The organism is Pseudomonas sp. GW821-FHT09C08 (genome assembly GCF_059418125.1).
Genome location: NZ_JBWKPG010000002.1, coordinates 804,530 through 831,120, shown reverse-complemented (window position 1 = coordinate 831,120; position 26,591 = coordinate 804,530). Strand labels below are relative to the sequence as shown.

Here is a 26,591-nt window from a genome sequence, read left to right as displayed (position 1 = left end):
CTTAGCCCTCCTTGGCGGGGGTTGGCGCGGGTTGACCGCTGTCCTTGAGGGCCTTGGTAACCTCGGGCGGCATGTATTTCTCATCGTGCTTGGCCAGCACTTCATCGGCCACCACCACGCCCTCGGCGTTGAGCTTGCCCAGGGCGACGATGCCCTGGCCTTCGCGGAACAGGTCCGGGAGGATGCCACGGTAGGTGATGGTCACGGCCTTGTTGAAGTCGGTGACCACGAAGGTCACGTCGAGGGAATCTCCGGAACGCTTGAGCGAGCCCTTCTCGACCATGCCGCCGGCGCGAATGCGCGTGTCCACCGGCGCTTCGCCATTGGCGATCTGGGTCGGGGTATAGAACAGGTTGATGTTCTGCTGCAGGGCGCTCAGGGCCAGGGTCACGGCAATGCCGACGCCGGCCAGGATGGCAAGGATGATCAACAGACGCTTTCTACGCAGCGGATTCACTTTTCGGTCTCCCGGCGCAGACGACGCGCCTCTTGTTGCAGGTAACGCTTGCGGGCCAGGATCGGCGCGGCGACGTTGAGGGCCAGCACCGCCAGGCAGATGCCATAGGCCGTCCAGACATACAGGCCGTGATGGCCCATGGCGAGAAAATCACTGAAAGATGCAAAGCTCATCCACGCGCTCCCAGGCTGGTTTGCACTTCGGCCTTGACCCAACTGGTGCGGGCTTCACGCTTGAGCACTTCAAGGCGCATGCGCAGCAACAGCACGGCGCCGAAGAAACAGTAGAACCCCAGCACCATCAGCAGCAGCGGCGCCCACATCTCCACCGGCATGGCCGGTTTTTCGGTGAGGGTGAAGGTGGCGCCCTGATGCAGGGTGTTCCACCACTCCACCGAGTACTTGATGATCGGGATGTTGATCACGCCGACAATCGCCAGCACCGCGCAGGCCTTGGCGGCGCTGTCACGATTGCTGATCGCGTTGCCCAGGGCAATCAGACCGAAGTACAGGAACAGCAGGATCAACATCGACGTTAGTCGCGCATCCCACACCCACCACGAGCCCCAGGTGGGTTTGCCCCAGATCGCGCCGGTCACCAGCGCCACGGCGGTCATCCACGCGCCGATGGGCGCGGCGCATTGCAGGGCCACATCCGCAAGTTTCATCTTCCACACCAGGCCGACGACGCCGCACACGGCCAGCATCACGTAGCAGGACTGGGCGAGCATCGCGGCGGGCACGTGGATATAAATGATGCGAAAGCTGTTGCCTTGCTGGTAGTCCGGCGGCGCGAAGGCCAGGCCCCAGACCAGGCCGATGCCGATCAGCAATACGGCGAAGACGCTCAACCACGGCAGCAGCTTGCCGCTGATGCCGTAGAACCATTTGGGCGAGCCGAGCTTGTGAAACCAGGTCCAGTTCATTGCTGTTTCCATCACGGTGGCCTCCCGTCATTGCGGGAGGCTCAGGGTCTTTACTGGCCACGGTTAAAACGCTTGGCCAGACCTCATTATTCGCCGACGCTGATCTTCAGGCCAGCCGCTATAGCAAAGGGTGTCAGGGTTACCGCCAGGGCGGTCAGGCTGCCAAGCCACAGGAGGTAACCGGTCGCCGGCATGCCCATGAGCGCGGCCTGCAAGGCGCCGCTACCGAGGATCAACACCGGGATGTACAAAGGCAGAATCAACAGGGCGAGCAACAGGCCACCCCGTTTCAAACCGACGGTCAACGCTGCACCCACGGCCCCCAACAGGCTGAGTACCGGCGTGCCGAGCAACAGGCTCAGGAGCAGGATCGGCAGGCACTCGGTGGGCAATCCGAGCATCATCGCCAGCAGCGGCGAGAGCAAGACTAGCGCCAAGCCGGAAAAAGCCCAGTGTGCCAGTACCTTCGCCAGTACCAGAAGTGGCAGGGGGTGCGACGAAAGGACCCACTGTTCGAGGGAGCCGTCTTCGAAATCACTGCGAAACAGCCCGTCCAGCGAGAGCAGGACCGACAATAGCGCTGCCACCCACACCAGTCCCGGGGACAAGGTTTGCAACAGTTTAGTCTCGGGGCCGACCGCCAGCGGGAACAAGGCGATCACGATGGCAAAGAACACCAACGGGTTGGCCAACTCCGCCGGGCGACGACACAACAGCCGCGCTTCGCGGGCGACCAACAGGGCAAACACGCTCATGCCGACCACCGGCCCAGGTCCAGGTCGCGGTAACCGGCGGGCATGCGCGTGAGGTTATGGTGGGTGGTGAGTACGACCAGGCCGCCCTGCTCGCAATGTCGCGCCAGGTGCTCTTCCAACTGGGCGACGCCTTGTTTGTCGAGGGCGGTGAAGGGTTCGTCGAGAATCCACAGCGGCGGGCCGGGCAGATACAGGCGCGCCAGGGCCACGCGGCGCTGCTGGCCGGCGGACAGGGTGTGGCAGGGAACGTCTTCAAAGCCCTTGAGGCCGACAGCGGCCAGGGCCTGCCAGATGGCGTCGCGCGCGGCCGGATGATGCAGGGCGCTGAGCCAGCTGAGGTTTTCTTCAGGCGTCAGCACATCCTTGATGCCGGCGGCGTGGCCGATCCAGACAAGGTTGCGGGCAAGCTCGGTGCGCTGTTCATTGAGGGGTTTGCCGTTGAGGCGTACAACGCCGGCCGTCGGCTGCATCAACCCGGCCAGCAGGCGCAGCAGACTGGTCTTGCCGCTGCCGTTGGGGCCGCTGATCTGCACCATGTCGCCGCCCGTCAGCCGCAGTTCGAGGTGTTCGAACAGCAGGCGCAGATCGCGTTCACAGGCAAGCGCTACGGCTTCAAGAAGAGGGCTGGTCAAGAGATCGCGGGCCTTTACGGTTCAAGTCGGCGGTGCAGCGGCCGTTAAAGAGAAATGCACAATAACGGCTTTGGCGACCGATTTTAGAGAGCTGGATCAAATAGTTGTGAGGTTTTTACCGCTCTCTTTGCAGACGGGCGGCATTATACATGTGATGCCCTACTCTAAAGAGGGCAATTTCCCCAGAGACGACGCGCGCGATGACCGGTGAGATCAACCTTCCTACGCTAGCACCTGCTGCGGCAACCGGGCCTGCCCTGGCGCCCGCGACCGGTGAGTTGCTGAAACTGCTGGAGCCGCAGATCGGCCTGATCGACCCCGGGAAAACCGCGAACGCCGAGGTCATCGCCCTGAAACAAGGCGGTGAAGCCTTTCAGCTGTTGCTCAAGCTGACCCTCGAGGGTGGCCGCCAGACCCTGGTCCAGGCGAGCAGCGCGCAGCCCTTGCCGCTGGGCAGTAACGTGGCCGTCAGCCAGACGCCCGCCGGCAACCTCACGCTCAGCCTGCAGCAGGCCTTGAGCGCGAACGTGGCCGCGCTGACGCGCATCGACACCACGCAAATGCCGGTGGGCACGCTGTTGCAAGCCAAGGTGCTGACCACCCAGATGTTGCCCCAGGGCCCCACGCAACCGGCCATCTACCGTTCGCTGGTGACCGTGCTCAATAACGCCCTGGTCGGGGCCACCCTGACCGTGGAAAGCCCGCAACCCTTGCGCGTGGGCAGCTTGCTCAGCGCCGTGGTGCAGAACGCACAGACCTTGAATTTTGTGCCGTTGAGCGGGCTCAAGGATCAATTGGCGGTGACCCAGCAACTCGCCACCCAGCAAAGTCGCCAGGGCTCGCTGGATGCGGTCTTCACTGCGCTCCAGAACCTGCCACGTGGCGACAGCACCTCCGCCGACCTGCGCGCCGCAGCCGAGCGGTTACTGGCGGCCTTGCCGGACCTGGCGCAGGTCAGTAATCCCAAGGTGCTGGCCCAGGTGATTCAGAACAGCGGCGCCTTCCTCGAAGCCAAGCTGCTCGCCGGACAAAACCCGCAGATCCCGCCGCTGGACATGAAGGGCGCCCTGCTGCGCCTGGTCGCGGACCTGCTGCCCGCCCTCCCCGCCAGCACCAATATGAATGCCATCCTCGCCGCCAATACGCTGGCCCAGGTGTTACCGAACTTCGTGCGCAGCCCGTTGAACACCCTCGGCCAGGTCAGCGCCCGGCAGACACCCGCAGGCTTCCCGCTGCCCGAGCGGCTGATGGCCAAACTGGAAGGCGAAGGCGACCTGGAAAACCTGCTGCGCCTCGCCGCCGGGGCGATCTCGCGGTTGCAGAGCCATCAGTTGTCGAGCCTGGAACAGACCGGCACCACCGCCGATGGCCGCCTGCAAACCACCTGGCAACTGGAAATCCCGATGCGCACCTTGCAGGACATCGTGCCGCTGCAGGTCAAGTTCCAGCGCGAAGAGCCGGCGCCGGACAAGGACCAGCCCGAGCGCAAAGACAAGAAAGATCCCAAGCAGATGCTCTGGCGCGTCGAGCTGGCCTTCGATATGGAGCCATTGGGGCCGTTGCAGGTGCAGGCGCAATTGACCCAGGGCAAGCTGTCCAGCCAGTTATGGGCAACCCGGCCGTTTACCGCCAGCCTGATCGAAAGCCACTTGGGCAACCTGCGCGAGCGCCTGGTGACATCGGGCCTCAACGTCGGCGACCTCGACTGCCACCTCGGTACCCCGCCGCGCGGGCCGAAAACCGGACTGGAACAACGCTGGGTGGATGAGACCGCATGAAAAACCCGACACCACCGCGTCAGGCGATTGCCCTCAAATACGACGGCCAACAAGCCCCGATCCTGACTGCCAAGGGCGACGACGCCCTCGCCGAGGCGATCCTGAAGTTGGCACGGGAAAACGAAGTCCCAATCTATGAAAACGCCGAGCTGGTAAAGCTGCTGGCGAGGATGGAATTGGGCGACAGCATTCCCGAGGAGTTGTACCGCACCATTGCCGAAATCATCGCGTTCGCCTGGACCTTGAAGGGCAAGTTCCCCGTGGGCTATGACCCCAACGCCCAGCCGGCGGAACGCGATGTGACCGCACGCGGCGAAGACTACTAACGACTCGCTCCCCCACTCAGCTCTCTATTGTCAGTTCAGGACTTCACTCAGCGGGATGAAATTGACGCTGTCGCCCACCTCCAGCGTGGTGCCTTCCCGCACTTCCACAAAGCCTTCCGCCCATGCCGCGCTGCGCAGCACGCCGGAGCTCTGGTTCCGGTAGATGATCGCCTTGCCCTGCTCGATGCGCCCGCGCAAATACTCGCGGCGGTTGCCCGGCTTGGGCCAGGTGAAGCCCACCGGCACTTCGAAACGCAGTGGTTCCACGTCTTGCACGCCCTGGCGGCGCAACAGGTAAGGCCGCGCCAACAGGGCAAAGGTCACCAGGGTCGACGCCGGGTTGCCAGGCAGGCCGATCACCGGCACGCCACGGAAGTGCCCGAAGGTCAGCGGCTTGCCCGGCTTGATCGCGAGCTTCCACAAGGCCAGCTCGCCCTCTTCGCGCAGGGCGATGCCGAGGAAGTCCGCCTCGCCCACCGATACGCCGCCGGTGGACAGGATCAGGTCAACCGCGCCCAGGCTCGCCAGGCAGGTGCGAGTCTGCTCCAGGTCATCCGGCAGGATGCCGGCATCGATCACTTCACAGCCCATGCGCTCAAGCCAACTGCACAGCACACGGCGGTTGCTGTTGTAGATCTGCCCAGGCCCCAACGGCAAACCGGGCTCGATCAGCTCATCACCGGTGGACAGCACGGCCACGCGCACACGGCGGATCACGTCAAGACGAGCGTGCCCCAGCGAAGCGGCGAGACCCAACTCGATCGGGCCCAGGCGCGTGCCGGCGCTCAAGACCAATTCGCCGACGGTGGTTTCCTGACCTTGGGGGCGGATGTTCTGGTCGACCTGCAAGGGCTCGGTAAAGCTCACGCGCTCATCGGCGTGGACCACCGCATTTTCCTGCATCTCCACGCAGTCCGCGCCTGGCGGCACCGGTGCACCGGTGAAGATGCGCGCGCAGGTGCCAGCAGCCAGGGGCTGCGGCGCGTTGCCGGCGAAGATGCGTTGGCTGACCACCAGCGGCTCGCCGGTCCAGTCCGCCAGGCGCAAGGCGTAGCCGTCCATGGCACTGTTGGGCCACGGCGGCAGGTCGAGGGTGGAGATCAGATCCTGCGCCAGGACGCGGCCATCGCACTCGGCAAGGAGCAACGATTCCTGCTCACGAATCGGCGCGGCGGCGGCCATGTCGAGCAATTGCTGGAGCGCGTCTTCCACCGGCATCAGGGCGCCGGTCTTGCCAGGCTTACCCACGGGATTCACAGGGTTCAGCCTGTTTGAGGTGGGGTACGAAGTTGCACGGGCGATGGCGGTTATCCAGCTGTTCGGCGAGGATGCCGTCCCAACCGGTGCGCACAGCGTTGGTGGAACCCGGCAGGCAGCACACCAGCGTGCCGTTGGCCAGGCCGGCCAAGGCACGGGATTGCACGGTGGAGGTGCCGATATCGGCCACGGAAATCTGGCGGAACAATTCGCCGAAGCCGTCGACCTGCTTGTCCAAGAGGCAACTGACGGCTTCCGGGGTGCTGTCGCGGCCGGTAAAACCGGTGCCGCCGGTGATCAGCACCACTTGCACCACATCTTCGGCGATCCAGTGCGCGACCTGGGCGCGGATTTTGTACAGGTCGTCCTTGAGCAGCACGCGCTCGGCCAAGGCGTGGCCGGCGGCGGTCAGGCGGTCGACGAACACCTGGCCCGAGGTGTCGGTGTCCAGGGTGCGGGTGTCGCTGACGGTCAATACAGCGATATTCAGGGGTACGAAGGGCGCATCAGCCTTGGCTTTCATGGCTCGGTCCGGTTGTCGAAGGAACAGCCCGATGTTATATCACAGGGCCCTCTTTACCTGCCGCAGCGGAACCGCCATGTCTCTCGATTCTTCGCCCCTGCCCTGTTCGATCCTGTTACTGGCCGGTGGCCGTGGCCAACGCATGGGTGGCCAGGACAAAGGCCTGCTGGCGTGGCGCGGCGAACCGTTGATTGCACATTTGCAACGCCTGACCCGGCCATTGACCGATGACTTGATCATCTCCTGCAACCGCAATCAGGACCGCTACGCCCACTACGCCGACCACCTGGTGAGCGACGACAGCCCGGACTTCCCCGGCCCGCTCGCCGGCATCCGCGCAGGGCTGGCAGCCGCGCGCCATACACACCTGTTGGTATTGCCGTGTGACGTGCCAAACCTCGACGCGCAATTGCTGAGCGCCCTGCGTGACACCGCGCAACGCCAACCGCAGGTGCCCGTGATGGTGCGTCATGGCGAATTCTGGGAACCCTTGATCTGCATCATCCCCACCCACCTGCGGGCCGAGGTAGAACAGGCGTGGCACGCCGGTGAGCGCAGCCCGCGCAAGATCTTCCTGCAACTGGGGGGCGTGGGCCTGGAATGCCCGGCGGATGATCCACGCTTGGCCAACCTGAATACGCCAGAGCTGTTGCACCCAAGGACTGACGTGTCAGAATGAACTTTCGAACAAGGAACTTTGGCGGCGTCTCACACGTCACAAGGTCAGCATTTAAAAAGTATTCTCTCGGAGACACACTCATGACTCAACGGACCATCGCCGCTCTCATGCTTGCACTGGGCCTCGCCACTCTTGCCGGTTGCGCCTCGCCAACAGTGATCACCCTGAATGACGGTCGCGAAATCCAGGCCGTCGACACCCCTAAATTCGACAAGGCTTCGGGCTTCTACGAGTTCGAGCAGTTGGACGGCAAACAGACCCGTATCAACAAGGACCAGGTCCGTACCGTTAAAGACCTGTAAGCCTCAAACGCTTGCCCACAAGGCCCGCCTCGCGCGGGCCTTGTCGTTTCCGGGGGGTTACCAGTCGAGGGTGATGCGGCTGTTGAAGTGGCGTGCTTCGCCGGTGACCGGGTCAATGAAGCGCACGCCCTGGGCCAGTAGCTTCAACGGGTTGGCGTAGTCGTCCACGGCATCCTTGATCACCTCGGGGTAGAACGGGTCGTTGCAGATACTCGCGCCCAGCGCGGTCATGTGCACGCGCAACTGGTGCTTCTTGCCGGTCACCGGGAACAGGCCGTAGCGCCATAGATCGGCATTTTTCTCACGCACTTCCACGGCCGTTTCAGTGTTGCTGGCGCCGGCGCCTTCCTGCATGCGAAAAAACGGTTCGCCCTCCACCAGGCGGCTTTTGTGCACCAGGGGGAACGTCAACGCGGGCAATGCCGGGGCGATGGCCTCGTAGAATTTATCGATACGGCGGGTGGGAAAGAGCTGCTGATAAGCCGAGCGGCTGGCCGGATTGGCCGAGAACAGCACCAGCCCCGCCGTATGCCGGTCGATGCGATGCAGCGGCACCAGCGCGGGGTTGTCGAGGCGGCGAATCAAGCGGCGCAGCAGCGTTTGCTCGACGTACTCACCGGCCGGGGTCACCGGCAGGAAATGCGGTTTATCGGCGACCACCAGGTGTTCGTCGGCGTACAGGATGATTTCCTGCACCGGGATGACCTTTTCGTTCGGCACTTCGCGAAAGTAATAGATGCACAGGCCTTCCTTGTAGGCCAGGTCCAGGCGGATCGGGCTGCCGTGGATGTCGAGCACGCGGCCACGGGCGATGCGGTCCAGCCAGTGTTCGCGGCTGATGGCCGGGAAGTGCTCGCACAGGCAATCCAGCACCGTCGCCCAGGGGCCCGGTGGCAGGTACAAGGTGCTGGCTTGATGCTGGGAGGCGGAGAAACCGGTAGAGGACATGAAATGCTCGAAGCCTGGAAAAACACGCGGGCATTATCCCGCATGCAGCGGGATTGAGCCTAGGGCGGATCTCAGGCCTTGACCAACTCGGCACGCAGGATCGGCGAAGCACTCGCGGCCTCGGTGAACTCCTTGAGCCAGCGCAGCACGTCCACCGCTTCCCAGCGGCCCGGATCATACAGCGCGTACAGCAAGCCCTGGTAACCCACCACGTCCAGCTGCTTGTGGTAACCGGCGCGCTGGAACAAGGCCTCGATCTCGGCGAAGCAGGTATTGAAATGCACTTTGTTAAACGGCGTCTTGCCTTCCGTGACCAGGCCGTCCAGGCGCAGCTCGTTCACCGCGTTGCGCACGACGTCGGCGGACATGCGATTGACGCTGCTTTTCAGTTGTTCAACATTCACCACGGGCGTTCCCTCTATTCAATCGCTGTACAAACATACAGTAACGCAATATTTGGAAACCTGCCATCGCAGAAACCTCAACGAAGGAAGGCCACGACCTGTTGTGTGTCGAATGGCCAATCCAGTTCCGCCCCGGTGTCGACCCGGCGAAGCACCGGAATTCGCAGGCCGTAGGCCTCGGTCAGGTCGACCGGGTCGGTGATATCCACCAACTCCACCAGCAGCCCGTGTTCGACGAGCGGCATGATTTCGGCTTCGGCGAACTCACACAGGTGGCAACCCAGGGTGCCGAACAATTGGCATTCAGGCAGCATGACGAATAGACCCTGTCAGAAGTAGGTGATCATTCTAAGCGCACCCAATACCTGTGGCGAGCGGGCTTGCCCCGCGTTGGGCTGCGCAGCGGCCCCAGTAAGGCCTCCACGCTCATCCAGACACAAATGGGGCGATACGTTTCGGGGCCGCTGCGCGCCCCAACGCGGGGCAAGCCCGCTCGCCACAGGAAGCCAGATCACCAACAATAAGACCACTCGCCACAACAGCCCTCGCTTACCACTTGAAATCCAATCGGCCACAGAAACACCTGACCCAGGTCAGCATGGCCTATAACTGATTCAGCGATTCTCGCGGCTTTTTGTCCGCCACCTGCAACGGAGATGCGTGTGTTTGCCAACCTGCTGATCATTCTGGCCTCATCCCTGGTGGTGATTGCGCTGTTTCGCCGCCTGCAATTGCCGCCGGTGCTGGGCTACCTGTGTGTGGGCCTGGCCGTGGGGCCCACTGCGCTGGATTGGGTCAACGACAGCGAAGAGCTGCCCGACCTCGCCGAATTGGGGGTGGTGTTCCTGCTGTTTTCCCTGGGCCTGGAATTTTCCCTGACCAAGATGCTCGCCCTGCGCCGCGTGGTGTTTGGCCTGGGCAGCTGGCAGGTGCTGGGCTGCGGGGCGCTGCTGGGTGGTTTGTTGATGGTCCTGGGGGTGGCGCCGGGCATTGCGCTGTTGCTCGGTGCCGGGCTGGCGTTGTCGTCCACCGCTATCGTCAGCAAGGAACTGACCAGCCTCGGGGAAATCTTCAGCAGCCACGGCCAGAACGCGATTGGTGTGCTGCTGTTCCAGGACGTGGTGGCGGTGTTGCTGCTGACCCTGGTGCCGGTGTTTGCCGGCAGCAGCGAGCAAGCCTGGTACTGGGCGCTGCCGCTGACCCTGGGCAAGACCGTGGTCCTGTTCGTCGGCCTGCTGTTTGCCAGCCGCTGGCTCTTGCCGCGCCTGTTTCATGAAGTGGCCGCGTCCCATTCGGCCGAGCTGTTTGTGCTGCTGGCACTGGTGATCGTGCTGCTCACCGCCTGGCTCACGCACCTGTTGGGGCTGTCCCCGGCCCTCGGTGCGTTCCTCGCCGGGATGCTGCTGGGCGAAAGCCATTACCGCCATCAGATCGAAGCGGATATCCGCCCGTTTCGCGACATTTTACTCGGGCTGTTTTTTGTCAGCATCGGCATGCTGATCGACCTGCAACTGTTCGTCAGCCATAGCCTGCTGATCCTCGGTTTCACCCTCACACTCATGCTGGTCAAGGCGTGCGTGGTCGCCGCCCTGGTCAAATGGCGCGGCAGTGACGGTGAGACCGCCTGGCGCAGCGGCCTGGCCCTGGCCCAGGGCGGCGAGTTCTGTTTTGCATTGATGGCGCAGATGCAGCAGAGCCGATTGATCCCGGATGAATTCAACGGCCTGCTGCTCGCCGCCACGTTCTGCTCGATGCTGCTCACTCCGCTGCTGTTGCGCGCCGCGCCGGCCGTCGCGCTGCGCCTGCACCGCAAGCCCAACCAGCAAGTGCAACTGGAGGCGATCACCGCCCTCAACGCCCAATTGCGCGGCCACGCAGTGATCTGTGGCTATGGCCGGGTCGGGCAATCCATCGGGCGGTTCCTGCGGCACGAACAGCAAGCCTTTATCGCCCTGGATGACGACCCGGAACGCGTACAGGAAGCGGCCACCGAAGACAGCAGCGTGCACTATGGCGACTGTCGGCGTGGCGCCCTGCTCAGCGCAGTCGGCCTGGAGCGCGCACGCCTGGTGGTGATTGCGGTGGACAACAGCGATGTGGCCCTGGTGGTGCTCACAGAGGCAAGGCGGATCAACCCCGACGTGCCGATCCTGGTGCGCACCCGCGATGACAGCCAGTTGGCCGAATTGAAAGCCGCGGGCGCCAGCGAGGTGGTGCCCGAGCTATTGGAGTCGAGCCTGATGCTCGCCTCCCACGCCCTGGTGATGCTCGGCTTGCCCGACCAACAGGTACAGGCGCGGGTCGACGAGGTCCGGCACAACCGCTATCGCCTGCTGCACGGGTTTTACTCGCAGGCCCCCAGCGACGACGCGGCGCCGATCAATCCTGACTGACCGCGCCGATCTTGTGGATCGACAGGTCGGCGCCGTAATACTCCTCTTCCTGGCTCAGGCGCAGCCCGTGCAGGCGCTTGATCACGCCGTACACCAACAGGCCGCCGCCCAGCGCGACCACGACGCCGAGGGCGGTGCCGATCAACTGGCTGATCAGGCTCACGCCGCCCAGCCCACCCAGTGCGGTCTGCCCGAAGATGCCACAGGCAATGCCGCCCCACACGCCGCACAGGCCGTGCAACGGCCACACACCCAGTACGTCATCGATCTTCCAGCGGTCCTGGGCCGCAATGAAGCACCACACAAACAGGCCACCGGCGACGACACCGGTGACGAGCGCGCCCACCGGGTGCATCAGGTCGGAGCCGGCACAGATCGCCACCAACCCGGCCAGCGGGCCGTTGTGCAGGAAGCCTGGGTCATTGCGACCGATCACCAGCGCGGCCACGGTGCCGCCGACCATGGCCATCAGCGAGTTGACCGCCACCAGGCCACTGACGCCATTGAGGGTTTGCGCGCTCATCACGTTGAAGCCGAACCAGCCGACGATCAGGATCCAGGAGCCCAACGCCAGGAACGGAATGCTCGACGGTGCAAACGCCACCAGCCGCCCGTCACGATAACGGCCGTTGCGCGGGCCCAGCAGCAACACCGCCGCCAGCGCCAGCCAGCCGCCCATGGCGTGCACCACCACGGAACCGGCGAAGTCATGGAAGCTGGCGCCGAAGGTCGCCAGCAGCCAGGCCTGCAAGCCGAAATTGCCGTTCCAGATCATGCCTTCGAAAAACGGGTAGATGAACGCGACGATCAGCGCGGTGGCGCACAGTTGCGGAACAAACCGTGCGCGTTCGGCGATGCCACCGGAGATGATCGCCGGGATCGCCGCGGCGAAGGTCAGCAGGAAGAAGAACTTCACCAGGCCATAGCCGTGGTCGGCACTGATTACCGCCGCCGGTTGCATGAAGCTCACACCGTAGGAGATCCAATAGCCTATAAAGAAATAGGCCAGGGTCGAGATCGCGAAGTCGCTGAGGATCTTCGACAAGGCGTTGACCTGGTTCTTCTGGCGCACGGTGCCGACTTCCAGGAACGCGAAGCCGGCGTGCATGGCCAGGACCATGACCGCACCGATCAGGATGAACAGGGTGTTGGAACTGTGGACAAGGGTATCCACCGCGCTTTGCAAATTTTCCATGGAGGTGGGCAGGCCTGCATTAAAGGCAAAAAGCACCAAAGCGGTTCAAGCCAGGGTTTCGCGCACTAAATTAGCACCACCGGTCCCACCCCTCTTCAGAGGGCATGAACCGCTTTAGCGCAGCGATTAACACAACAGGCCGTTGCCGACAGGGTTTTTCCGCGGGTTTGAGTGATTTAGGGTAAGGTTTTTCAAGGCATTGGCCTCAGGCCGCCCAGATTCAGCGCAGGCCCCGGGGCGTGCGCACCAAGGCAAAGCAAAAGCTGTACCACACAATTGAACTGAACCTTCACCGATGCCGGTGACTCGAAAACACACGTACCGATCAGCCAATCACGGAGATAACCATGGCCAGAAGAACTGCAAAGACTGCTCAAGAAATACTGATGGCGGATTTCCAAACCCTGGTCAGTGACACCGAACGGTTGCTGGACGACACCAAGGTCCTGGCCGGCGACCAGGCCGATGAGCTGCGCAGCAAGATCCACGAGAGCCTGCTCAAGGCCCGTGAAACCCTGCAACTGACCGAAGAATCCCTGCGCGAACGCGGCCAGGCGGCGGTCACGGCCACCGAGGATTACGTCCAGGCCAACCCATGGCAGTCCGTCGGTATCGCTGCCGGTGTGGGCTTCTTGATCGGTCTGCTGGCTACAAGGCGCTAAATCATGTCTATCGGCGAAAGCAGCTCGTCCACGGGCACAACCTCTCGACGTCTGGGCGCGGCCGTGCTGGGCTTGCTGCACAGCCATGTCGAACTGTTTGGCATCGAATTGCAGGAGCAGAAGGCGCGCACTGTCAGCCTGCTGCTGTTTGCCGGCCTGGCGCTGGTGTTTGCCCTGCTGTTGCTGGTGGGGTTGTCGACATTGGTGATGATCCTCGTGTGGGACACCGGTTACCGCCTCACCGGGATCATCTGCCTGTGCGTCTTCTACAGCCTGGCCGCCGCCTTCTGCGGGGTGCGCTTGAAAGCGGCAGTGTTCGATGAGTCCACGCCCTTCCACGCCACCCTCGAAGAGTTGGCCAATGATCGGGAGCGCCTGCTGCCATGAGCTCGAATGAAATCCAGCAAACCTCGCGCCGGGAAATGCGCAAGGCGTTGATTCGCCTGCGCATGGAGATGCACCGCCAGGAGATCCGCCATGAGTCCCAGCAACTGATGGTGCCTCTGAACAAGGTGCGCAACATGGGCCAGAGCTTCCAGGGCGGGTTGGGCATCAAGCACGCGCCGCTGTGGGGCGTGGCCGCCGTCACGCTGATGGGCTTCTTTACCGGCAAAGGCGCCAAGGGCGGCGGGATCAGCAGCCTGACGCGCCTGGTGCGCCTCGGTGCCGGCCTGATCCCGCTGATCAAATTGGCCATGCAGGGCAGTTCGCGCAAAAGCTGAGCCAGCTGGCTGCATTCTTGCTAACAGAAACGGCCCGGTCCTCGTTTTCGAGGGCCGGACCTTTTTTTCGGCAACGCATCTAAGGAGGCCCCGTGATCGACGGGCAACCGCTCGCCTGCTTCCAACCGTTCATCGACACCGCCACGGGCCGTATCGCCGGCGTCGAAGCCCTCGGCCGCCTGCGCCAGGCGGATGGGCGCTTGCAGTCCGTCGGCCCGCTGTTTGCCGATCCGCGTACGCCGGGTGTGGGCTTGCGCCGCCTCGACCGGCAGATTCGCGACAATGCGCTGAGCCGTTTGCATGAGGCCCCCGAAGACTGGTTCTTGAGCCTGAACATCTCGCCGCGCTGGATCAACCGCCTGCGCCCGGGCCAGGCCCTGCCGAGCCTGAGGCAGATCCACCAGCATGGCGTCGACCCACGGCGCATCGTGTTCGAGATCACTGAGCTGGGCGGCGATATCCAGCGCCTGGCCCAGGTGGTGGCGCGCTATCGCGAGGCGGGCGCGCGCATCGCCATCGACGACTTTGGTGCCGGCTATTCCCAGCTCGACCGGGTGCTGGCGTTGCAGCCGGATATTCTCAAGCTCGACATGCGTCTGTTCCAGGAAGCGGCCAAGGGTGGGCCGAGCAGTGAAGTGGTGCGCGCATTGGCGCAGATGGCGGAAAAAACCGGCTGCTGGATCATTGCCGAAGGCGTGGAAACCGAAGCCCAGTTGAATTTCGCCCTGGAGTGCGGTTCGCGCTATGTGCAGGGCTACCTGTTCGCGCAGGCGCAGTTGGACTGGTTTGCCACCGATGCCTTCGTGGCGCATTTTGCGCAGCTGCGTGCGGCGTATGTGCAACAGAAACTGGAGGAACGCGGGCGCGTCATGCAACTGCGCCAGCAATTGGCCGAGCTGATGAAGATCCTGCAGGCCTGGGCCCAGGGTCAGGCACCGCTGAGCGAGCTGCCGCAACTGCCGGACTTTCCCTGGCTGTTGCGTTTTTATCAGTGCGACCGCCATGGCACCCAGCTGACACCGAACTTCGAGTGGCGCCAGGACGCCTGGCAAGCCGACAGCCGCTACCTGGGCCATAACTGGTCCTGGCGCCCGTATTTTTATCACTTGCTGGCCGAAGGCTGGGAAGAACGCCGCCTGACCTTGTCCTCGACCTACCGCGACGCCACCACCAACCAGTATTGCCTCACCGCCGGACAATTCTTCGATAACGGTCAGCGCTTGCTGTTAATCGATATCGACGCGGCCGGCTTGTAGATTTTCGCTTGCCCAGGCCTCGCTGAACCGGGAAGCTGGGAGGGACATTCACCGTACGGAGAGTACCCGCCTTGGATTGGCCCACCCTGCTTACCCGCGAACGTCTTGGAAAGCCCCTGCACAGCCCGGAAGAATTGGGCCGCAGCCCGTTTCACAAAGACCACGACCGAATTATTTTTTCCGGCGCGTTTCGCCGCCTCGGCCGCAAGACCCAGGTTCACCCGGTGTCCAGCAACGACCACATCCACACGCGCCTGACCCATTCCCTGGAAGTCAGCTGCGTGGGTCGCTCCCTCGGCATGCGCGTCGGTGAAACCCTGCGCAGCGCCCTGCCCGACTGGTGTGATCCGAGCGACCTGGGCATGGTCGTGCAATCGGCCTGCCTGGCCCATGACATCGGCAACCCGCCGTTCGGGCATTCCGGCGAAGACGCCATCCGCCACTGGTTCCAGCAAGCTGCCGGACGCGGCTGGCTGGACGACATGAGCACCGCCGAGCGCAATGACTTCCTTAATTTCGAGGGCAACGCCCAAGGCTTTCGCGTGCTCACCCAGCTTGAATACCACCAGTTCGATGGCGGTACGCGGCTGACCTACGCGACCCTGGGCACCTACCTCAAATACCCCTGGACCGCCCGCCACGCCGACTCCCTGGGCTACAAGAAGCACAAGTTCGGCTGCTACCAGAGCGAACTGCCGATCCTCGAACAGATCGCCCACAAGCTCGGCCTGCCGCAGCTCGAAGAACAGCGCTGGGCGCGTCACCCGCTGGTTTACCTGATGGAAGCGGCGGACGACATCTGCTACGCCTTGATCGACCTGGAAGACGGCCTGGAAATGGAGTTGCTGGAATACGCCGAGGTCGAGTCGCTGCTGCTCGACCTGGTGGGCGACGACCTGCCGCAGACCTATCGGCAACTGGGCTCCCAGGACTCGCGTCGGCGCAAGCTGGCGATTCTGCGTGGCAAGGCCATCGAGCATTTGACCAATGCTGCGGCGCGAGCCTTCGTCGAACAGCAGGACGCCCTGTTGGCCGGCACCTTGCCCGGCGACCTCGTCGAGCACATGCACGGCCCGGCCAAGCGCTGCGTACTGGATGCCAAGGACATGGCGCGCAAGAAAATCTTCCAGGACAAACGCAAGACCCTGCATGAGATTGGTGCCTACACCACTCTGGAGATCCTCCTGAACGCCTTTTGCGGCGCAGCCCTGGAGCAGCATGGCGGGCGGACCCCGTCCTTCAAGAACCGGCGCATTCTCGACCTGCTGGGCAACAACGCGCCGAACCCTGCGTGGCCGTTGCACGCTTCGTTCCTGCGCATGATCGACTTCATCGCCGGCATGACCGACAGCTATGCCACCGAAATGGCGCGGGAGATGACGGGACGCTCCAGCCCCCAATAACCCCGCCGATCACGCCGCCTGTTGCCTGAACAGAATCTGCCTACGACGGTAACAGAGCGGCCTGATCGAATTCGCACAACCACACGAGGAATAATCGCGCGCACTCCGGGCCAACCTGGCGAACCGTTCCTACGTGCCCCCCATCGACGCTTGACTCACTGTGTGCCTTCTATGCCCAGTTACCCCTTACGCATCCTGGTGGTGGAGGACCATCCGTTTCAGCTGCTTGCCACCCAGTGCCTGCTCAAGAGTTTCGGTTTCGGGCAGCTGACCCCGGCGGAAAACGCCGAACAGGCGATCCGCTTGATGACGCTGGCCGACAGCCCTTTCGATATCCTCCTCTGCGACCAGTGCCTGCCGGACCTGCCGGGGCTCGAATTGATCGAAATCGCCAGCCGCCGACGCTTTATCAGCGCCGCCATCCTGCTCAGCGGGCTACCCGAAGCTGAATTATCGGCCCTGCACGAGCAAGCCCGGGAGCGTGGGCTGCCCTTACTCGGCTACTTATCAAAGCCGTTGAACAAAGATGAGTTTTCACGTTTGACCCACTCATTGCCCCGCTTAAACGTGTAGGACTTAAAACATATAAACCGTCGAAAAGCACACGTATGAGGGCCGTTAAATCCCCGGCACCACGATTCGGGCGGCGCGCCGCCGAATCGCTGACCACCCGACTCCCGAAGCCTTAGCGACCAGTAGGCTATTACCTTTTTTAATGTAGGAACTTTCCTGTTTTATATCTATGCCCCCTCGAGTTCATGCTCCCCCCTCAACTTCTGAGCTAATGTGCCCGCTTTATTTGCACTTGCATGGAATGTGATTATGAACACCGTTTTTATTATCGATGACCACCCGGTTATAAGGCTGGCCATCAGGATGTTGCTGGAACACGAAGGTTACGAAGTCGTCGGCGAAACGGACAACGGGTGCGACGCCATACAAATGGTCCGCGAATGCCTGCCCGACCTGATCATCCTGGACATCAGCATTCCGAAACTCGATGGGCTCGAGGTGCTGTGCCGATTCAACGCCATGAATACCTCGATGAAAACCCTGGTCCTGACCGCCCAATCCCCCACCCTGTTCGCTACACGCTGCATGCGCTCGGGCGCCGACGGCTACGTGTGCAAGGAAGGCGACCTGAGCGAACTGCTGAGCGCCATTCGCGCCGTATTGTCCGGCTACAACTACTTTCCCAGCCAGGCCTTGAACTCCCACGGTGCAGACGGCGTGGATACCCAGGAGCTTGAACTGTTCAAGGCAGTCAATGACCGCGAGTTGATGGTATTGCAACTTTTTGCACAAGGCCGCACCAACAAGGAAATAGCCAAGGGTATGTTTCTGAGTAATAAAACTGTAAGCACTTATAAAAAGAGGCTGATGCAGAAACTTCAAGCCAAGTCCTTGGTAGAACTTATCGAGATGGCAAAACGAAACGCGCTAGTGTGAGAAAACGGATGCCCAGGTGTATAAAGGACTATCTGATTATATTGAGTGCCGGCTTGTGCTTCAGCGCCGCCGTGCCCGCAACCCCTCAAACTGGCCCGGAACATTTCAACCTGCTGAGCCGCGCGAGCTACGTACCACTGGAAAACCGCCTGAACAAAGCCCAACGCCAATGGCTACAGAACAAACGCGAGTTGGTGCTGGGCACCGCTTTCCCTGACTACCCGCCCTTCGATCTCACGTCCAGTGGGCGCGACTATGAAGGACTCACCGCCGACTACGCCGGCCTGCTCGCCAAGGCGCTGGCCCTGCCGGTCAAGGTCCTGCGCTATCCCTCCCGAGAGGCCGCGATCAGCGCCCTTGAAACCGGCGAGATCGACTTGCTGGGCTCCTCCAACAGCTTTGAGGCGGCAAACCCCCACCTGGCATTGTCAGAGCCGTACGCCGTGGACCGGCCGGTGCTGGTAACCCGCGAAGGCGAAACCCGCAGCCTCAGCGAGGGCCTGGCCGGAATGCGCCTGGCACTGGTCTACCACTACCTGCCCCTGGGTGAGGTGGAAAAGCTGTACCCCAAGGCGATCATCCGTGCCTACCCCTCGTATCAGAATGCGCTGAACGCGGTGGCCTTCGAACAGGCCGACGTTTTTCTCGGCGATACCATTTCCACGCATTACATGATCAACAAGGGCTACCTGAAGAACGTGCGGATGGCGAACTTCGGCAAGCATGAAGCCTATGGGTTCAGCTTCGCGATGCCCCAGCACCAGCACACCCTGCTGAGCATCGTCGACGAAGTCTTGCGCGCTGTGCCCACCAGCGAACGTGAAACGATCGCCAAGCGCTGGAGCGCCGGCAGCGACATCCTGCTGACCGACCAAAAACTGCAACTGACCTTGCGCGAAGAACGCTGGCTGCGGGACAACCCGGTGGTCAAGGTGATCGTGAACGAAACCTTTGCACCGCTGACGTTTTTTGACTCCGACGGGAATTTTCGCGGCATCGCCGCCGACTTGCTGGAACTGGTTCGCCTGCGCACCGGCTTGCGCTTCGACGTCCAGCGCGAACGTGATGTGAACGTGATGATCAATCAGGTCGAGGCGGGCAAGGCCGATATCATCGGGGCGGTCATCCCCAGCGTCGAGCGCGAAGCCCAGTTGAACTTCAGTCGCCCCTACCTGGAAAACTCCTACGTCATGTTGACGCGCAAGGATGGCCAGGCCCCCAGCAGTCTTGAGGAAATGCAAGGCAAGCGGCTGGCGGTGACCCAGGGCAGCCCGTTGCAAACATTCCTGCGCGACAACTTTCCCAGGATCCAACTGGTAGAAACCGGCGACACCTTCAAGTCGGCCGAATTGCTGGTGCAAGGCAACGTGGACGGCGCAGTGAATACCTTGGTGGTCGCCAATTACTTCCTGTCTTCGCCGATGTTCCAGGACAAGCTCCAAATCAGTTCCAGCATCGGCACCACCCCTGCCACTTTTGCGCTGGCGACAGCACGCAGCGCCACCGAACTCACCTCGATTCTCGACAAGGCCCTGCTGAGCATCGCCCCGGATGAGCTGGGGGTGATCAACAGTCGCTGGCGCGGCTACACCGCGGCCTCCGACAGTTACTGGCGCGACTACCATCAACTGATTGCCCGCATCATCTTCGGCACCGGCCTGCTATTGCTGATTTCCCTGGGCTGGAACGCCTATATGCGCCGCCAGATCAAGCACCGCAGGATGGCGGAGCGCGCGCTCAATGATCAGTTCGAGTTCATGCGTGCGCTGGTCAACGAGACCCCGCACCCGATCTACGTCCGCGACCGCAAGGGCCTGCTGCAGACCTGCAACGACAGTTACTTGCAGGTGTTCGACGTCAAGCGCGAGGAGGTGATCGGCAAAAGCGCCCTGCAGATCAGCACGGCGATGGCGGCAGAGGCGGCGCAATACCATGCCGACTACAAGCGCGTGGTGTCCGAAGGCAACCCGCTGATCCTCGACCGCACCCTGCACATTCGCGAGAAAAAACTGACGATCTACCACTGGATCCTGCCGTACCGCGACTCCGTCGGCGAGGTCCAGGGCATCATCGGCGGCTGGATCGACATCAGCGAACGACGCCAGTTGTTCGACGAACTGCGCGCCGCCAAGGAGCGTGCCGACGAAGCCAACCGGGCCAAGAGCACCTTCCTCGCGACCATGAGCCACGAAATCCGCACGCCGATGAACGCCGTGATCGGCATGCTCGAGCTGACCCTCAAGCGAGCCGACCAGGGTCATCTCGATCGCCCGGCCATCGAAGTGGCGTACAACTCGGCCAAGGACCTGCTGGAGCTGATCGGCGATATCCTCGATATCGCCCGTATCGAATCCGGCCGCCTGAGCCTGGCGCCCGAACGCGTCAACCTGCGGGAAGTGATCGAGTCGGTGGTGCGCGTGTTTGATGGCCTCGCCCGGCAGAAAACCCTCAGCCTGTTGCTGGAGTTCAAGCCCGAGCTGGACGCCACCGAGGTCTTGATCGACCCGTTGCGCTTCAAGCAGGTGCTGTCCAACCTGGTCAGCAACGCGATCAAGTTCACCGAGCAAGGCCAGGTAAAGATCAAGGTCGAGGTGTTACCCACCCAACTGCCGCAGCAGATCGAGATGAAACTGGTGGTCGAAGACACCGGCATCGGCATCAGCCGTGACGATCAGATGCGCCTGTTCGAACCCTTTGCCCAGGCCGACAACTCCGGGCACCTGGCGAGGAGCGGCGCGGGCTTGGGGTTGGTGATCTGCCGCAGCCTGTGCGCGATGATGGGCGGCCAACTGAGCCTGAGCAGCGTGCCGATGGTCGGCACCCAGGTATACGTCAACCTGAAGATGACGCGCCTGCAGCCGGTGCTGGCGGTGGACGAATTCAAGCCCGAGGCCCCCGCGACGGCGCCCGTGCTGAATGTCCTGGTGGTGGACGATCACCCGGCGAACCGGCTGTTGATGTGCCAGCAGCTCGGCTACCTGGGCCACCAGTTCACCGCCGCCCACAACGGCTCGGCCGGTTTCCAGGCCTGGCGCCAGGAGCACTTCGACCTGGTGATAGCCGACTGCAACATGCCCATCATGAATGGCTACGAGTTGAGCCGCTCGATCCGCGAGTACGAGCAGCGCGAGCAACTGACGCCCTGTGTCGTACTGGGCTTTACCGCCAACGCCCAACCCGAGGAAAAGCAGCGCTGCGCCCAGGCAGGCATGAACGATTGCCTGTTCAAACCCATCAGCCTCACCGCGCTGGAGCGGCAACTGGCGCAGATCAGTCCGCGCTCGGCCGGCCTGATCCTGGACCTGGGTAATTTCGAGGCCTTGACCGGCGGCGATCCGCAGATGAGTCGACGCCTGCTGGAGGAGTTGCTGAGCAGCAGTCGTCGCGATCGCCAGGAGTTGCTCGCCTTGATAGCCGCCCAGGCTTCATCCCGGGACATCAGCGAACAGGCGCACAAGATCAAGGGCGCTGCCCGCATCGTTCAAGCCCGAACGCTGGCTTCGCAATGCGAAAGCCTCGAACAGGTGTGCGCGCAGGATGCTGACCGCCCCCTGATCGACACGCAGGTGAAAGCCCTGGAAAAACTGATGCTGGAGCTGGAACGGCTGCTGCAGGTGCAGTTGCAGGAGCTGGAGAGTCAATAAGGGGGCGGCATCCGCCCCCTCGTTGATCAGCAGTCGGTCAAGCGCAGGAAGATCGCCGCCAGCTGTTCGATACCCGCCTGGTCCTGCTCGGTAAAGCGTGCCAGGGACGGGCTATCGAGGTCGAGGACGCCAATCAGCCTGTCGCCCTTGACCAGCGGCACCACCAACTCACTGTTGGAGGCGCTGTCACAGGCGATATGCCCGGGAAACGCGTGGACATCCTCGACGCGCTGGGTCTGGCGCGACGACGCCGCCGCTCCGCACACACCACGACCGAACGGAATACGCACACACGCGATCTGCCCCTGGAACGGCCCCAGCACCAGCTCTTCATTGCGGTTGAGGTAAAAGCCGGCCCAGTTCAAGTCGTCCAGCTGGTTAAACAGAAACGCCGAAAACTGCGCACTGTTGGCGATGAAATCGCGCTCATCGGCCAGCAGCGATTCCAGCTGCGCACACAGCATCGCGTAGCCGTCGAGGCCGGTGCCGGCGTGTTGTAGATCGATCATGGCTGACGCTCCAGCAGTTTGAGGCCTACCCAGTAACGGGCAAATTGGTACGCGCAGCGGCCATTGCGGTTGCCGCGCCCGGTCGCCCAGCGAACGGCGAGTATGTCGAGCGCCTCATCGCGCTGCCACTGCAAACCGGCTTTATTCGCCAGCTCGCCGATCCAGTGCTCGACCACGTCCAGGAAATGCTCTTGCGTGAACGGGTAGAACGACAGCCACAGGCCAAAACGGTCGGACAAGGCAATCTTGTCTTCCACCGCCTCGCTCGGATGCAGCTCACCGTCCACGCGTTTCCAGTTGTCGTTGTCACTCTGGTTTTCCGGTACCAGGTGGCGACGGTTGGACGTGGCGTACAGCAGCACGTTTTCCGGAGCCTGTTCCAGCGAACCATCCAGCACACTCTTGAGTACGCGATAATCGCCCTCGCCGGCCTCGAACGACAGGTCGTCGCAGAACAGGATAAAGCGCTGCGGCAGCTTGACCAGTTGCTCGACCACCCGTGGCAGGTCGGCCAGGTGATCGCGCTCGATTTCGATCAGGCGCAGGCCGGCCTTGGCATGCTGGGCCAGCAAGGCACGCACCATCGACGATTTGCCGGTGCCGCGCGAACCCCACAGCAGCGCGTGGTTGGCTGGCAGGCCGTCGATGAATTGCTGGGTGTTGCGGGCCAGTTGTTCGCGTTGCTTGTCCACGCCGATCAGGTCGGACAGGCGCATGTCCAGGCTCACCTCCAGCGGCAACAGGAAGCCGGTGCGACCTTCACGCTGCCAACGGGCGGCAAGGCACTGGTTCCAGTCGATGGCTTGGCGTGGCGCGGGCAACAAGGGTTCAAGGCGGGCGAGCACTGCGTCGGCCCGCTCAAGAAAAGCATTCAGTCGAGAATCCACGATTATTCCTCTGGCAAGTTCTTGCAAAAGATGGCGTATTGGCAACCCTGCGGCGGATCGCACGAGGCCGCGTAAAAAACGATTCATGCCGGCAAGCCAGAGCCTGTGGATGTTCAGCTATGCTTGCCGGGCGAAGGGAAACGTGAAGTGGTTCAACACTCGATGGATATCAAGTTCGCCCACCGCTTGTCTTATAAACAAGCCAGATTGACTGTGCTGGTCGGTTTCGTCTTGGGAACCTTGCTCAGCCTGATCCAAATCGGCATTGATTATGCCAGCGAAGACGCATCCATCAACCGTGAAATACGCTCGCTGATCGAAATCAGCCATAATCCTACGTCGCGTATTGCCTATAACATTGACGCCGAATTGGCCCAGGAATTGACCCTGGGCCTGCTGCACTCCCCCGCGATCATTCACGCGCAGTTGATCGACAACAACGGCGTGGTACTGGCCGATGTCGAGCGGCCGCGCATGGAAAGCCCCTACCGCCCCATCAGCGATTTCCTGTTTGGCGCCAACCGTCAGTTCGAAGACCGGCTGTACCTGAGCCATATGCCCAACGAATCCCTCGGCGTGCTGCGTCTGGACGTGGACACCTACGCTTTCGGCAGCCGTTTCCTGCACCGTGCCGAGATCACCCTGCTCAACGGGTTTGCCCGTAGCCTGCTGCTCACCGGCATTCTCCTGGCCCTCTTCTACGGGATGCTGACCCAGCCACTGGTACGCGTCATTCGCGAGCTGAGCAACCGCCGGCACGCCCGCCTGGACTGCCCAGCCGGGCATGAACACGACGAGATCGGTGTGCTGGTCAGCGTGGCCAACCAGCAATTTGAAAACATGGAGACGGAGATCCAGCAACGCCGGCATGCCGAAGACCGACTGACCGAATACTTGGGGCAACTGGAAAACATCGTCTCCGCGCGCACCCTTGAACTCAAGGCGAGCAACCAGCGCCTGAGCCAGTCCAACGAAGAATTGGAAGCGGCGAAGATGACCGCCCTGGGCATGGCCCAGGCCCGCGCGGCGTTTCTGGCGAACATGAGCCACGAAATCCGCACCCCGCTCAATGGGCTGCTGGGGATGATCGCGCTGTCACTGGACAGCTCGCTGAACGCCGAGCAGCGCCAGCAACTGTCGATCGCCCATGACTCGGGCAAGGTGCTGGTGGAGTTGCTCAACGATATCCTCGACCTGTCCAAGTTCGACGCCGGCCAGTTGGAGCTGGAGGTGATTCCGTTCGACCTGGGCTCGCTGGTCGAAGACACCGCCAACCTGCTGTCGCAGAATGCCGCGCCCAGCGTCGAGCTGACCTGTCTGATCGACCCGCAGTTTCCCGCCCAGGTGCTGGGCGACCCGACGCGCGTGCGGCAGATCGTCAGCAACTTGCTGTCGAATGCGTTGAAGTTCACCCGTTTCGGTCGCGTTGATGTGCGCCTCAGCGCCCTGAATGGCCGGGTGCGCATCGAAGTGTGTGATACCGGTATCGGCATTGCGCAGGAAGCCCAGGTGAAAATCTTCCAGCCCTTCACCCAAGCCGGCGCGGGCATCACCCGCCAGTTTGGCGGCACGGGGCTGGGCCTGGCGTTGACGCACAACCTGTGCGAAGCCATGAAAGGCCGTCTGAGCATCAGTTCGGAGGTCGGCTTTGGTAGCCAGTTCTGCGCCGAGCTGCCCCTGCCCCTGCATTTGCCCGCCGTGCAACAGGCGCCGCTGGCGGGTGAGGTCATCGCCATAACCAGCGCCGGCAGTGGCCTGACGGAACTGCTCAGCACCTTGCTGCCGCATTGGGGGCTGACACCCCGCTGCTACTCGCAGGACGAGGATTTGAGTGGCCTGGCCCCGGACCTGCTGATCACCGATTGTCCGGAATGCCTGTTCCGCCTGCGGCCTGCCATTACCGCACCGATCCTGCTGGTGACCGCCTATGGCAATTTCATGCCCAGCGAAGAAGTGGCGGCGCTGGCGCCCTTGCAGCAACAGGCGCGCCCCTTGAGCCGCAATGCGTTGTACCAGATCCTGCAGCGCAATTTACGCAGCGACCCGCAACTGATCCTCGATCCCCTCCAATTGGAAGCCGCGCCCCTGGCACACCGGGCGCGCATCCTGCTGGTGGAGGACAATCCGGTCAACCAATTGGTCGCCAAGGGCATGTTGAGCAAGCTGGGGTGCGAAGTGGTCGTGGCCGCCCATGGTGGCGAAGCGCTCAAGTTCCTCGAGGACCAACGCTTTGACCTGGTGCTGATGGACTGCAACATGCCGGTGATGGATGGCTATGAGGCCAGCCGGCAGATCCGCCAAAGCGGACGCTGGCCGGACCTGCCGATTGTCGCGCTGACCGCCAACGCCCTCTCCGAAGAACGCGAGCGTTGTCGGGCAGCGGGCATGAATGACTACCTGGCCAAGCCGTTTCGCCGCGAAGAACTCAAGGGCCTGCTGGACCTGTGGGTGCCGACGACGACAAGTCTCTGATCTGCCCAAGCAACTGGTCCAGGCCGTGGCGCAAGGCATCGGCCTGGTTCAGGTCGATCCCGCTGTCACATAACAATCGGGTCTTGAGGCCATGGGCCTGGTCGCGCAGGTGCAGACCGGCATCACTGAGACTGAGGTGCACTTCGCGCTCGTCTCTGGCGCTGCGCTGGCGCCTGACCCACTTGAGCTGCTCAAGGCGCTTGAGCAGCGGCGTCAGCGTGCCCGAGTCGAGCATCAGGCGCTCGCCCAGGGCCTTGACCGTCGGTTGCGCCGGAGCCACTTCGTGCCACTCCCACAGCACCAGCATTACCACATATTGCGGGTAGGTCAGGCCAAGCTGATCCAGCATCGGCTTATAAGCGCGGGTCACGGCCCGGGAGGCGGCATACAGCTTGAAACACAACTGATCGTCCAGGGCCAGGGACACGGTAGGCAGGTCGGTCATTTGAGCAGGGCTTCAATCTCTTGGGTGAGGTCCTGCGGCTTGGTCGTCGGGGCAAAGCGCTTGACCACCTGGCCGTCGCGGCCAATCAGGAACTTGGTGAAGTTCCACTTGATCCCCTTGGACCCCAGCAGGCCCGGCGCCTGTTTTTTCAGTTGCACGAACAGGGGATGGGCCTCAGTACCGTTCACGTCGATTTTCTTGAACAGTGGGAAGCTGACGCCGTAGTTCAGCTCGCAGAATTCGGAAATCGCGCCTTCGTTGCCCGGCTCCTGCTTGCCGAACTGGTTGCAGGGAAAGCCCAGTACCACCAGGCCCTGGTCCTTGTACTGCTGCCAGAGCTGCTCCAGGCCCTTGTATTGGGGGGTGAACCCACACTTGCTGGCGGTGTTGACCACCAGGATGGCCTTGCCGGCGAAATCGGCCAAGGTCTTTTGCTCACCCTTGATGGTGGTGCACGGGATGCTCAGCAGGTTGTCGCTCATGGCAGTGCCTCGATAGGGAGAAAAGACGGTAAACATAGTAGGCAATTAAATTGCGTGCAATTTAATTGGCGGCATTGATACCCCAC

General features: G+C 62.4%; 29 protein-coding genes. 14 read left to right on the top strand and 15 right to left on the bottom strand.

What is annotated here, in order from left to right; all coding sequences use genetic code 11:
• Nucleotide 1: 1 nt before the first annotated feature.
• From ccmE to ccmA, 5 genes are all read right to left on the bottom strand, one after another.
• Nucleotides 2-457, bottom strand: coding sequence for a cytochrome c maturation protein CcmE (ccmE, locus tag AC07OJ_RS10530; protein ID WP_065901643.1), 456 nt, complete (start codon nt 455-457; stop codon nt 2-4).
• A complete protein-coding gene (gene ccmD, locus AC07OJ_RS10525; protein ID WP_003172771.1) occupies nt 454-630 on the bottom strand; it encodes a heme exporter protein CcmD in 177 nt (58 codons plus the stop codon). The genes ccmE and ccmD overlap by 4 nt, the downstream gene beginning before the upstream one ends.
• A complete protein-coding gene (locus AC07OJ_RS10520; RefSeq protein WP_106804719.1) occupies nt 627-1,382 on the bottom strand; it encodes a heme ABC transporter permease in 756 nt (251 codons plus the stop codon). The genes ccmD and AC07OJ_RS10520 overlap by 4 nt, the downstream gene beginning before the upstream one ends.
• A gap of 86 nt (nt 1,383-1,468) precedes the next feature.
• Nucleotides 1,469-2,137, bottom strand: a complete 669-nt coding sequence (gene ccmB / locus AC07OJ_RS10515; RefSeq protein WP_017734375.1) for a heme exporter protein CcmB — start codon at nt 2,135-2,137, stop codon at nt 1,469-1,471.
• The gene (gene ccmA / locus AC07OJ_RS10510; protein ID WP_065901648.1) at nt 2,134-2,769 is read right to left on the bottom strand and encodes a cytochrome c biogenesis heme-transporting ATPase CcmA; all 636 of its coding nucleotides are present in this window, start codon (nt 2,767-2,769) and stop codon (nt 2,134-2,136) included. The genes ccmB and ccmA overlap by 4 nt, the downstream gene beginning before the upstream one ends.
• 200 nt (nt 2,770-2,969) lie before the next feature.
• On the opposite strand from ccmA, the gene fliK reads away from it, so the two are divergent.
• Complete coding sequence (gene fliK / locus AC07OJ_RS10505; protein ID WP_495094498.1) at nt 2,970-4,547, top strand: flagellar hook-length control protein FliK; 1,578 nt, start codon at nt 2,970-2,972, stop codon at nt 4,545-4,547.
• Nucleotides 4,544-4,873, top strand: coding sequence for an EscU/YscU/HrcU family type III secretion system export apparatus switch protein (locus tag AC07OJ_RS10500; RefSeq protein WP_495094497.1), 330 nt, complete (start codon nt 4,544-4,546; stop codon nt 4,871-4,873). The genes fliK and AC07OJ_RS10500 overlap by 4 nt, the downstream gene beginning before the upstream one ends.
• Nucleotides 4,874-4,903: 30 nt before the next feature.
• On the opposite strand, the gene AC07OJ_RS10495 is transcribed toward AC07OJ_RS10500, so the two are convergent.
• Together AC07OJ_RS10495 and moaB are read right to left on the bottom strand one after the other, a co-directional pair.
• Complete coding sequence (locus tag AC07OJ_RS10495) at nt 4,904-6,130, bottom strand: molybdopterin molybdotransferase MoeA (RefSeq protein ID WP_495094496.1); 1,227 nt, start codon at nt 6,128-6,130, stop codon at nt 4,904-4,906.
• Nucleotides 6,114-6,653, bottom strand: a complete 540-nt coding sequence (gene moaB / locus AC07OJ_RS10490; protein WP_065901653.1) for a molybdenum cofactor biosynthesis protein B — start codon at nt 6,651-6,653, stop codon at nt 6,114-6,116. The genes AC07OJ_RS10495 and moaB overlap by 17 nt, the downstream gene beginning before the upstream one ends.
• Before the next feature lie 76 nt (nt 6,654-6,729).
• Between moaB and mobA the strand changes: the two genes are divergently transcribed.
• Together mobA and AC07OJ_RS10480 are read left to right on the top strand one after the other, a co-directional pair.
• Nucleotides 6,730-7,332, top strand: a complete 603-nt coding sequence (mobA, locus tag AC07OJ_RS10485) for a molybdenum cofactor guanylyltransferase MobA (protein ID WP_495094495.1) — start codon at nt 6,730-6,732, stop codon at nt 7,330-7,332.
• A gap of 80 nt (nt 7,333-7,412) precedes the next feature.
• Nucleotides 7,413-7,634 (top strand): YgdI/YgdR family lipoprotein, encoded by a 222-nt coding sequence (locus tag AC07OJ_RS10480; RefSeq protein WP_065901933.1) that lies wholly within the window; start codon nt 7,413-7,415, stop codon nt 7,632-7,634.
• Between the two features lie 57 nt (nt 7,635-7,691).
• Here AC07OJ_RS10480 and AC07OJ_RS10475 read toward each other — a convergent pair whose 3' ends face one another.
• The 3 genes from AC07OJ_RS10475 to AC07OJ_RS10465 form a co-directional block, all read right to left on the bottom strand.
• Nucleotides 7,692-8,582, bottom strand: coding sequence for a pseudouridine synthase (locus AC07OJ_RS10475; RefSeq protein ID WP_495094494.1), 891 nt, complete (start codon nt 8,580-8,582; stop codon nt 7,692-7,694).
• A 71-nt stretch (nt 8,583-8,653) separates the two neighbouring features.
• Complete coding sequence (locus AC07OJ_RS10470; protein ID WP_065901657.1) at nt 8,654-8,989, bottom strand: transcriptional regulator; 336 nt, start codon at nt 8,987-8,989, stop codon at nt 8,654-8,656.
• A gap of 74 nt (nt 8,990-9,063) precedes the next feature.
• Nucleotides 9,064-9,300, bottom strand: coding sequence for a glutaredoxin family protein (locus AC07OJ_RS10465; RefSeq protein ID WP_065901659.1), 237 nt, complete (start codon nt 9,298-9,300; stop codon nt 9,064-9,066).
• Between the two features lie 342 nt (nt 9,301-9,642).
• Between AC07OJ_RS10465 and AC07OJ_RS10460 the strand changes: the two genes are divergently transcribed.
• Nucleotides 9,643-11,379 (top strand): cation:proton antiporter, encoded by a 1,737-nt coding sequence (locus tag AC07OJ_RS10460; RefSeq protein ID WP_495094493.1) that lies wholly within the window; start codon nt 9,643-9,645, stop codon nt 11,377-11,379.
• On the opposite strand, the gene AC07OJ_RS10455 is transcribed toward AC07OJ_RS10460, so the two are convergent.
• Nucleotides 11,366-12,574, bottom strand: a complete 1,209-nt coding sequence (locus tag AC07OJ_RS10455; RefSeq protein ID WP_495094492.1) for an ammonium transporter — start codon at nt 12,572-12,574, stop codon at nt 11,366-11,368. The genes AC07OJ_RS10460 and AC07OJ_RS10455 overlap by 14 nt on opposite strands.
• A 347-nt stretch (nt 12,575-12,921) precedes the next feature.
• Here AC07OJ_RS10455 and AC07OJ_RS10450 point away from each other — a divergent pair, with 347 nt between their 5' ends.
• From AC07OJ_RS10450 to AC07OJ_RS10415, 8 genes are all read left to right on the top strand, one after another.
• Complete coding sequence (locus tag AC07OJ_RS10450) at nt 12,922-13,236, top strand: ElaB/YgaM/YqjD family protein (RefSeq protein ID WP_065901661.1); 315 nt, start codon at nt 12,922-12,924, stop codon at nt 13,234-13,236.
• 3 nt (nt 13,237-13,239) lie between these two features.
• Complete coding sequence (locus AC07OJ_RS10445; protein ID WP_065901663.1) at nt 13,240-13,623, top strand: phage holin family protein; 384 nt, start codon at nt 13,240-13,242, stop codon at nt 13,621-13,623.
• Entirely contained in the window at nt 13,620-13,958 is a 339-nt protein-coding gene (locus tag AC07OJ_RS10440) for a hypothetical protein (RefSeq protein ID WP_065901665.1), read from the top strand. Before AC07OJ_RS10445 ends, AC07OJ_RS10440 begins: the two co-directional genes overlap by 4 nt.
• A gap of 92 nt (nt 13,959-14,050) precedes the next feature.
• Nucleotides 14,051-15,214 carry an EAL domain-containing protein gene (locus tag AC07OJ_RS10435; protein ID WP_495094491.1) on the top strand — a complete coding sequence of 388 codons (1,164 nt, stop codon included), beginning with the start codon at nt 14,051-14,053 and terminating at the stop codon, nt 15,212-15,214.
• A gap of 71 nt (nt 15,215-15,285) precedes the next feature.
• Nucleotides 15,286-16,617: a deoxyguanosinetriphosphate triphosphohydrolase gene (locus AC07OJ_RS10430; RefSeq protein ID WP_065901669.1), complete on the top strand. Its 1,332-nt coding sequence runs from the start codon at nt 15,286-15,288 to the stop codon at nt 16,615-16,617.
• A 171-nt stretch (nt 16,618-16,788) separates the two neighbouring features.
• The gene (locus tag AC07OJ_RS10425) at nt 16,789-17,190 is read left to right on the top strand and encodes a response regulator (RefSeq protein WP_106804727.1); all 402 of its coding nucleotides are present in this window, start codon (nt 16,789-16,791) and stop codon (nt 17,188-17,190) included.
• A gap of 249 nt (nt 17,191-17,439) precedes the next feature.
• On the top strand, nt 17,440-18,066 hold the full coding sequence (locus tag AC07OJ_RS10420) for a response regulator transcription factor (protein ID WP_065901673.1): 627 nt from the start codon (nt 17,440-17,442) through the stop codon (nt 18,064-18,066).
• Between the two features lie 8 nt (nt 18,067-18,074).
• Complete coding sequence (locus AC07OJ_RS10415) at nt 18,075-21,710, top strand: transporter substrate-binding domain-containing protein (protein ID WP_213550991.1); 3,636 nt, start codon at nt 18,075-18,077, stop codon at nt 21,708-21,710.
• A gap of 26 nt (nt 21,711-21,736) precedes the next feature.
• On the opposite strand, the gene AC07OJ_RS10410 is transcribed toward AC07OJ_RS10415, so the two are convergent.
• Entirely contained in the window at nt 21,737-22,219 is a 483-nt protein-coding gene (locus AC07OJ_RS10410) for a GAF domain-containing protein (RefSeq protein ID WP_201143812.1), read from the bottom strand.
• Nucleotides 22,216-23,106, bottom strand: a complete 891-nt coding sequence (locus tag AC07OJ_RS10405) for an ATP-binding protein (protein WP_065901679.1) — start codon at nt 23,104-23,106, stop codon at nt 22,216-22,218. Before AC07OJ_RS10405 ends, AC07OJ_RS10410 begins: the two co-directional genes overlap by 4 nt.
• A 162-nt stretch (nt 23,107-23,268) precedes the next feature.
• On the opposite strand from AC07OJ_RS10405, the gene AC07OJ_RS10400 reads away from it, so the two are divergent.
• Nucleotides 23,269-25,578: a hybrid sensor histidine kinase/response regulator gene (locus AC07OJ_RS10400; RefSeq protein WP_495094490.1), complete on the top strand. Its 2,310-nt coding sequence runs from the start codon at nt 23,269-23,271 to the stop codon at nt 25,576-25,578.
• Here the strand turns inward: AC07OJ_RS10400 and AC07OJ_RS10395 are convergent.
• Nucleotides 25,532-26,023 carry a MarR family winged helix-turn-helix transcriptional regulator gene (locus tag AC07OJ_RS10395; protein WP_201143810.1) on the bottom strand — a complete coding sequence of 164 codons (492 nt, stop codon included), beginning with the start codon at nt 26,021-26,023 and terminating at the stop codon, nt 25,532-25,534. The two genes, AC07OJ_RS10400 and AC07OJ_RS10395, sit on opposite strands and share 47 nt — an antisense overlap.
• Nucleotides 26,020-26,505: a glutathione peroxidase gene (locus AC07OJ_RS10390; protein ID WP_065901684.1), complete on the bottom strand. Its 486-nt coding sequence runs from the start codon at nt 26,503-26,505 to the stop codon at nt 26,020-26,022. Before AC07OJ_RS10390 ends, AC07OJ_RS10395 begins: the two co-directional genes overlap by 4 nt.
• Between the last annotated feature and the right edge of the window lie 86 nt (nt 26,506-26,591).

Excerpts from the sequence above, each read along its gene's own strand:
- ccmD (WP_003172771.1), bottom strand. The coding sequence starts at position 630 with ATGAGCTTTGCATCTTTCAGTGATTTTCTCGCCATGGGCCATCACGGC.
- AC07OJ_RS10520 (WP_106804719.1), bottom strand. The coding sequence starts at position 1,382 with ATGAACTGGACCTGGTTTCACAAGCTCGGCTCGCCCAAATGGTTCTAC.
- ccmB (WP_017734375.1), bottom strand. The coding sequence starts at position 2,137 with ATGAGCGTGTTTGCCCTGTTGGTCGCCCGCGAAGCGCGGCTGTTGTGT.
- fliK (WP_495094498.1), top strand. The coding sequence starts at position 2,970 with ATGACCGGTGAGATCAACCTTCCTACGCTAGCACCTGCTGCGGCAACC.
- AC07OJ_RS10500 (WP_495094497.1), top strand. The coding sequence starts at position 4,544 with ATGAAAAACCCGACACCACCGCGTCAGGCGATTGCCCTCAAATACGAC.
- moaB (WP_065901653.1), bottom strand. The coding sequence starts at position 6,653 with ATGAAAGCCAAGGCTGATGCGCCCTTCGTACCCCTGAATATCGCTGTA.
- mobA (WP_495094495.1), top strand. The coding sequence starts at position 6,730 with ATGTCTCTCGATTCTTCGCCCCTGCCCTGTTCGATCCTGTTACTGGCC.
- AC07OJ_RS10480 (WP_065901933.1), top strand. The coding sequence starts at position 7,413 with ATGACTCAACGGACCATCGCCGCTCTCATGCTTGCACTGGGCCTCGCC.
- AC07OJ_RS10475 (WP_495094494.1), bottom strand. The coding sequence starts at position 8,582 with ATGTCCTCTACCGGTTTCTCCGCCTCCCAGCATCAAGCCAGCACCTTG.
- AC07OJ_RS10465 (WP_065901659.1), bottom strand. The coding sequence starts at position 9,300 with ATGCTGCCTGAATGCCAATTGTTCGGCACCCTGGGTTGCCACCTGTGT.
- AC07OJ_RS10460 (WP_495094493.1), top strand. The coding sequence starts at position 9,643 with ATGCGTGTGTTTGCCAACCTGCTGATCATTCTGGCCTCATCCCTGGTG.
- AC07OJ_RS10455 (WP_495094492.1), bottom strand. The coding sequence starts at position 12,574 with ATGGAAAATTTGCAAAGCGCGGTGGATACCCTTGTCCACAGTTCCAAC.
- AC07OJ_RS10450 (WP_065901661.1), top strand. The coding sequence starts at position 12,922 with ATGGCCAGAAGAACTGCAAAGACTGCTCAAGAAATACTGATGGCGGAT.
- AC07OJ_RS10445 (WP_065901663.1), top strand. The coding sequence starts at position 13,240 with ATGTCTATCGGCGAAAGCAGCTCGTCCACGGGCACAACCTCTCGACGT.
- AC07OJ_RS10440 (WP_065901665.1), top strand. The coding sequence starts at position 13,620 with ATGAGCTCGAATGAAATCCAGCAAACCTCGCGCCGGGAAATGCGCAAG.
- AC07OJ_RS10425 (WP_106804727.1), top strand. The coding sequence starts at position 16,789 with ATGCCCAGTTACCCCTTACGCATCCTGGTGGTGGAGGACCATCCGTTT.
- AC07OJ_RS10420 (WP_065901673.1), top strand. The coding sequence starts at position 17,440 with ATGAACACCGTTTTTATTATCGATGACCACCCGGTTATAAGGCTGGCC.
- AC07OJ_RS10415 (WP_213550991.1), top strand. The coding sequence starts at position 18,075 with ATGCCCAGGTGTATAAAGGACTATCTGATTATATTGAGTGCCGGCTTG.
- AC07OJ_RS10410 (WP_201143812.1), bottom strand. The coding sequence starts at position 22,219 with ATGATCGATCTACAACACGCCGGCACCGGCCTCGACGGCTACGCGATG.
- AC07OJ_RS10400 (WP_495094490.1), top strand. The coding sequence starts at position 23,269 with ATGGATATCAAGTTCGCCCACCGCTTGTCTTATAAACAAGCCAGATTG.
- AC07OJ_RS10395 (WP_201143810.1), bottom strand. The coding sequence starts at position 26,023 with ATGACCGACCTGCCTACCGTGTCCCTGGCCCTGGACGATCAGTTGTGT.
- AC07OJ_RS10390 (WP_065901684.1), bottom strand. The coding sequence starts at position 26,505 with ATGAGCGACAACCTGCTGAGCATCCCGTGCACCACCATCAAGGGTGAG.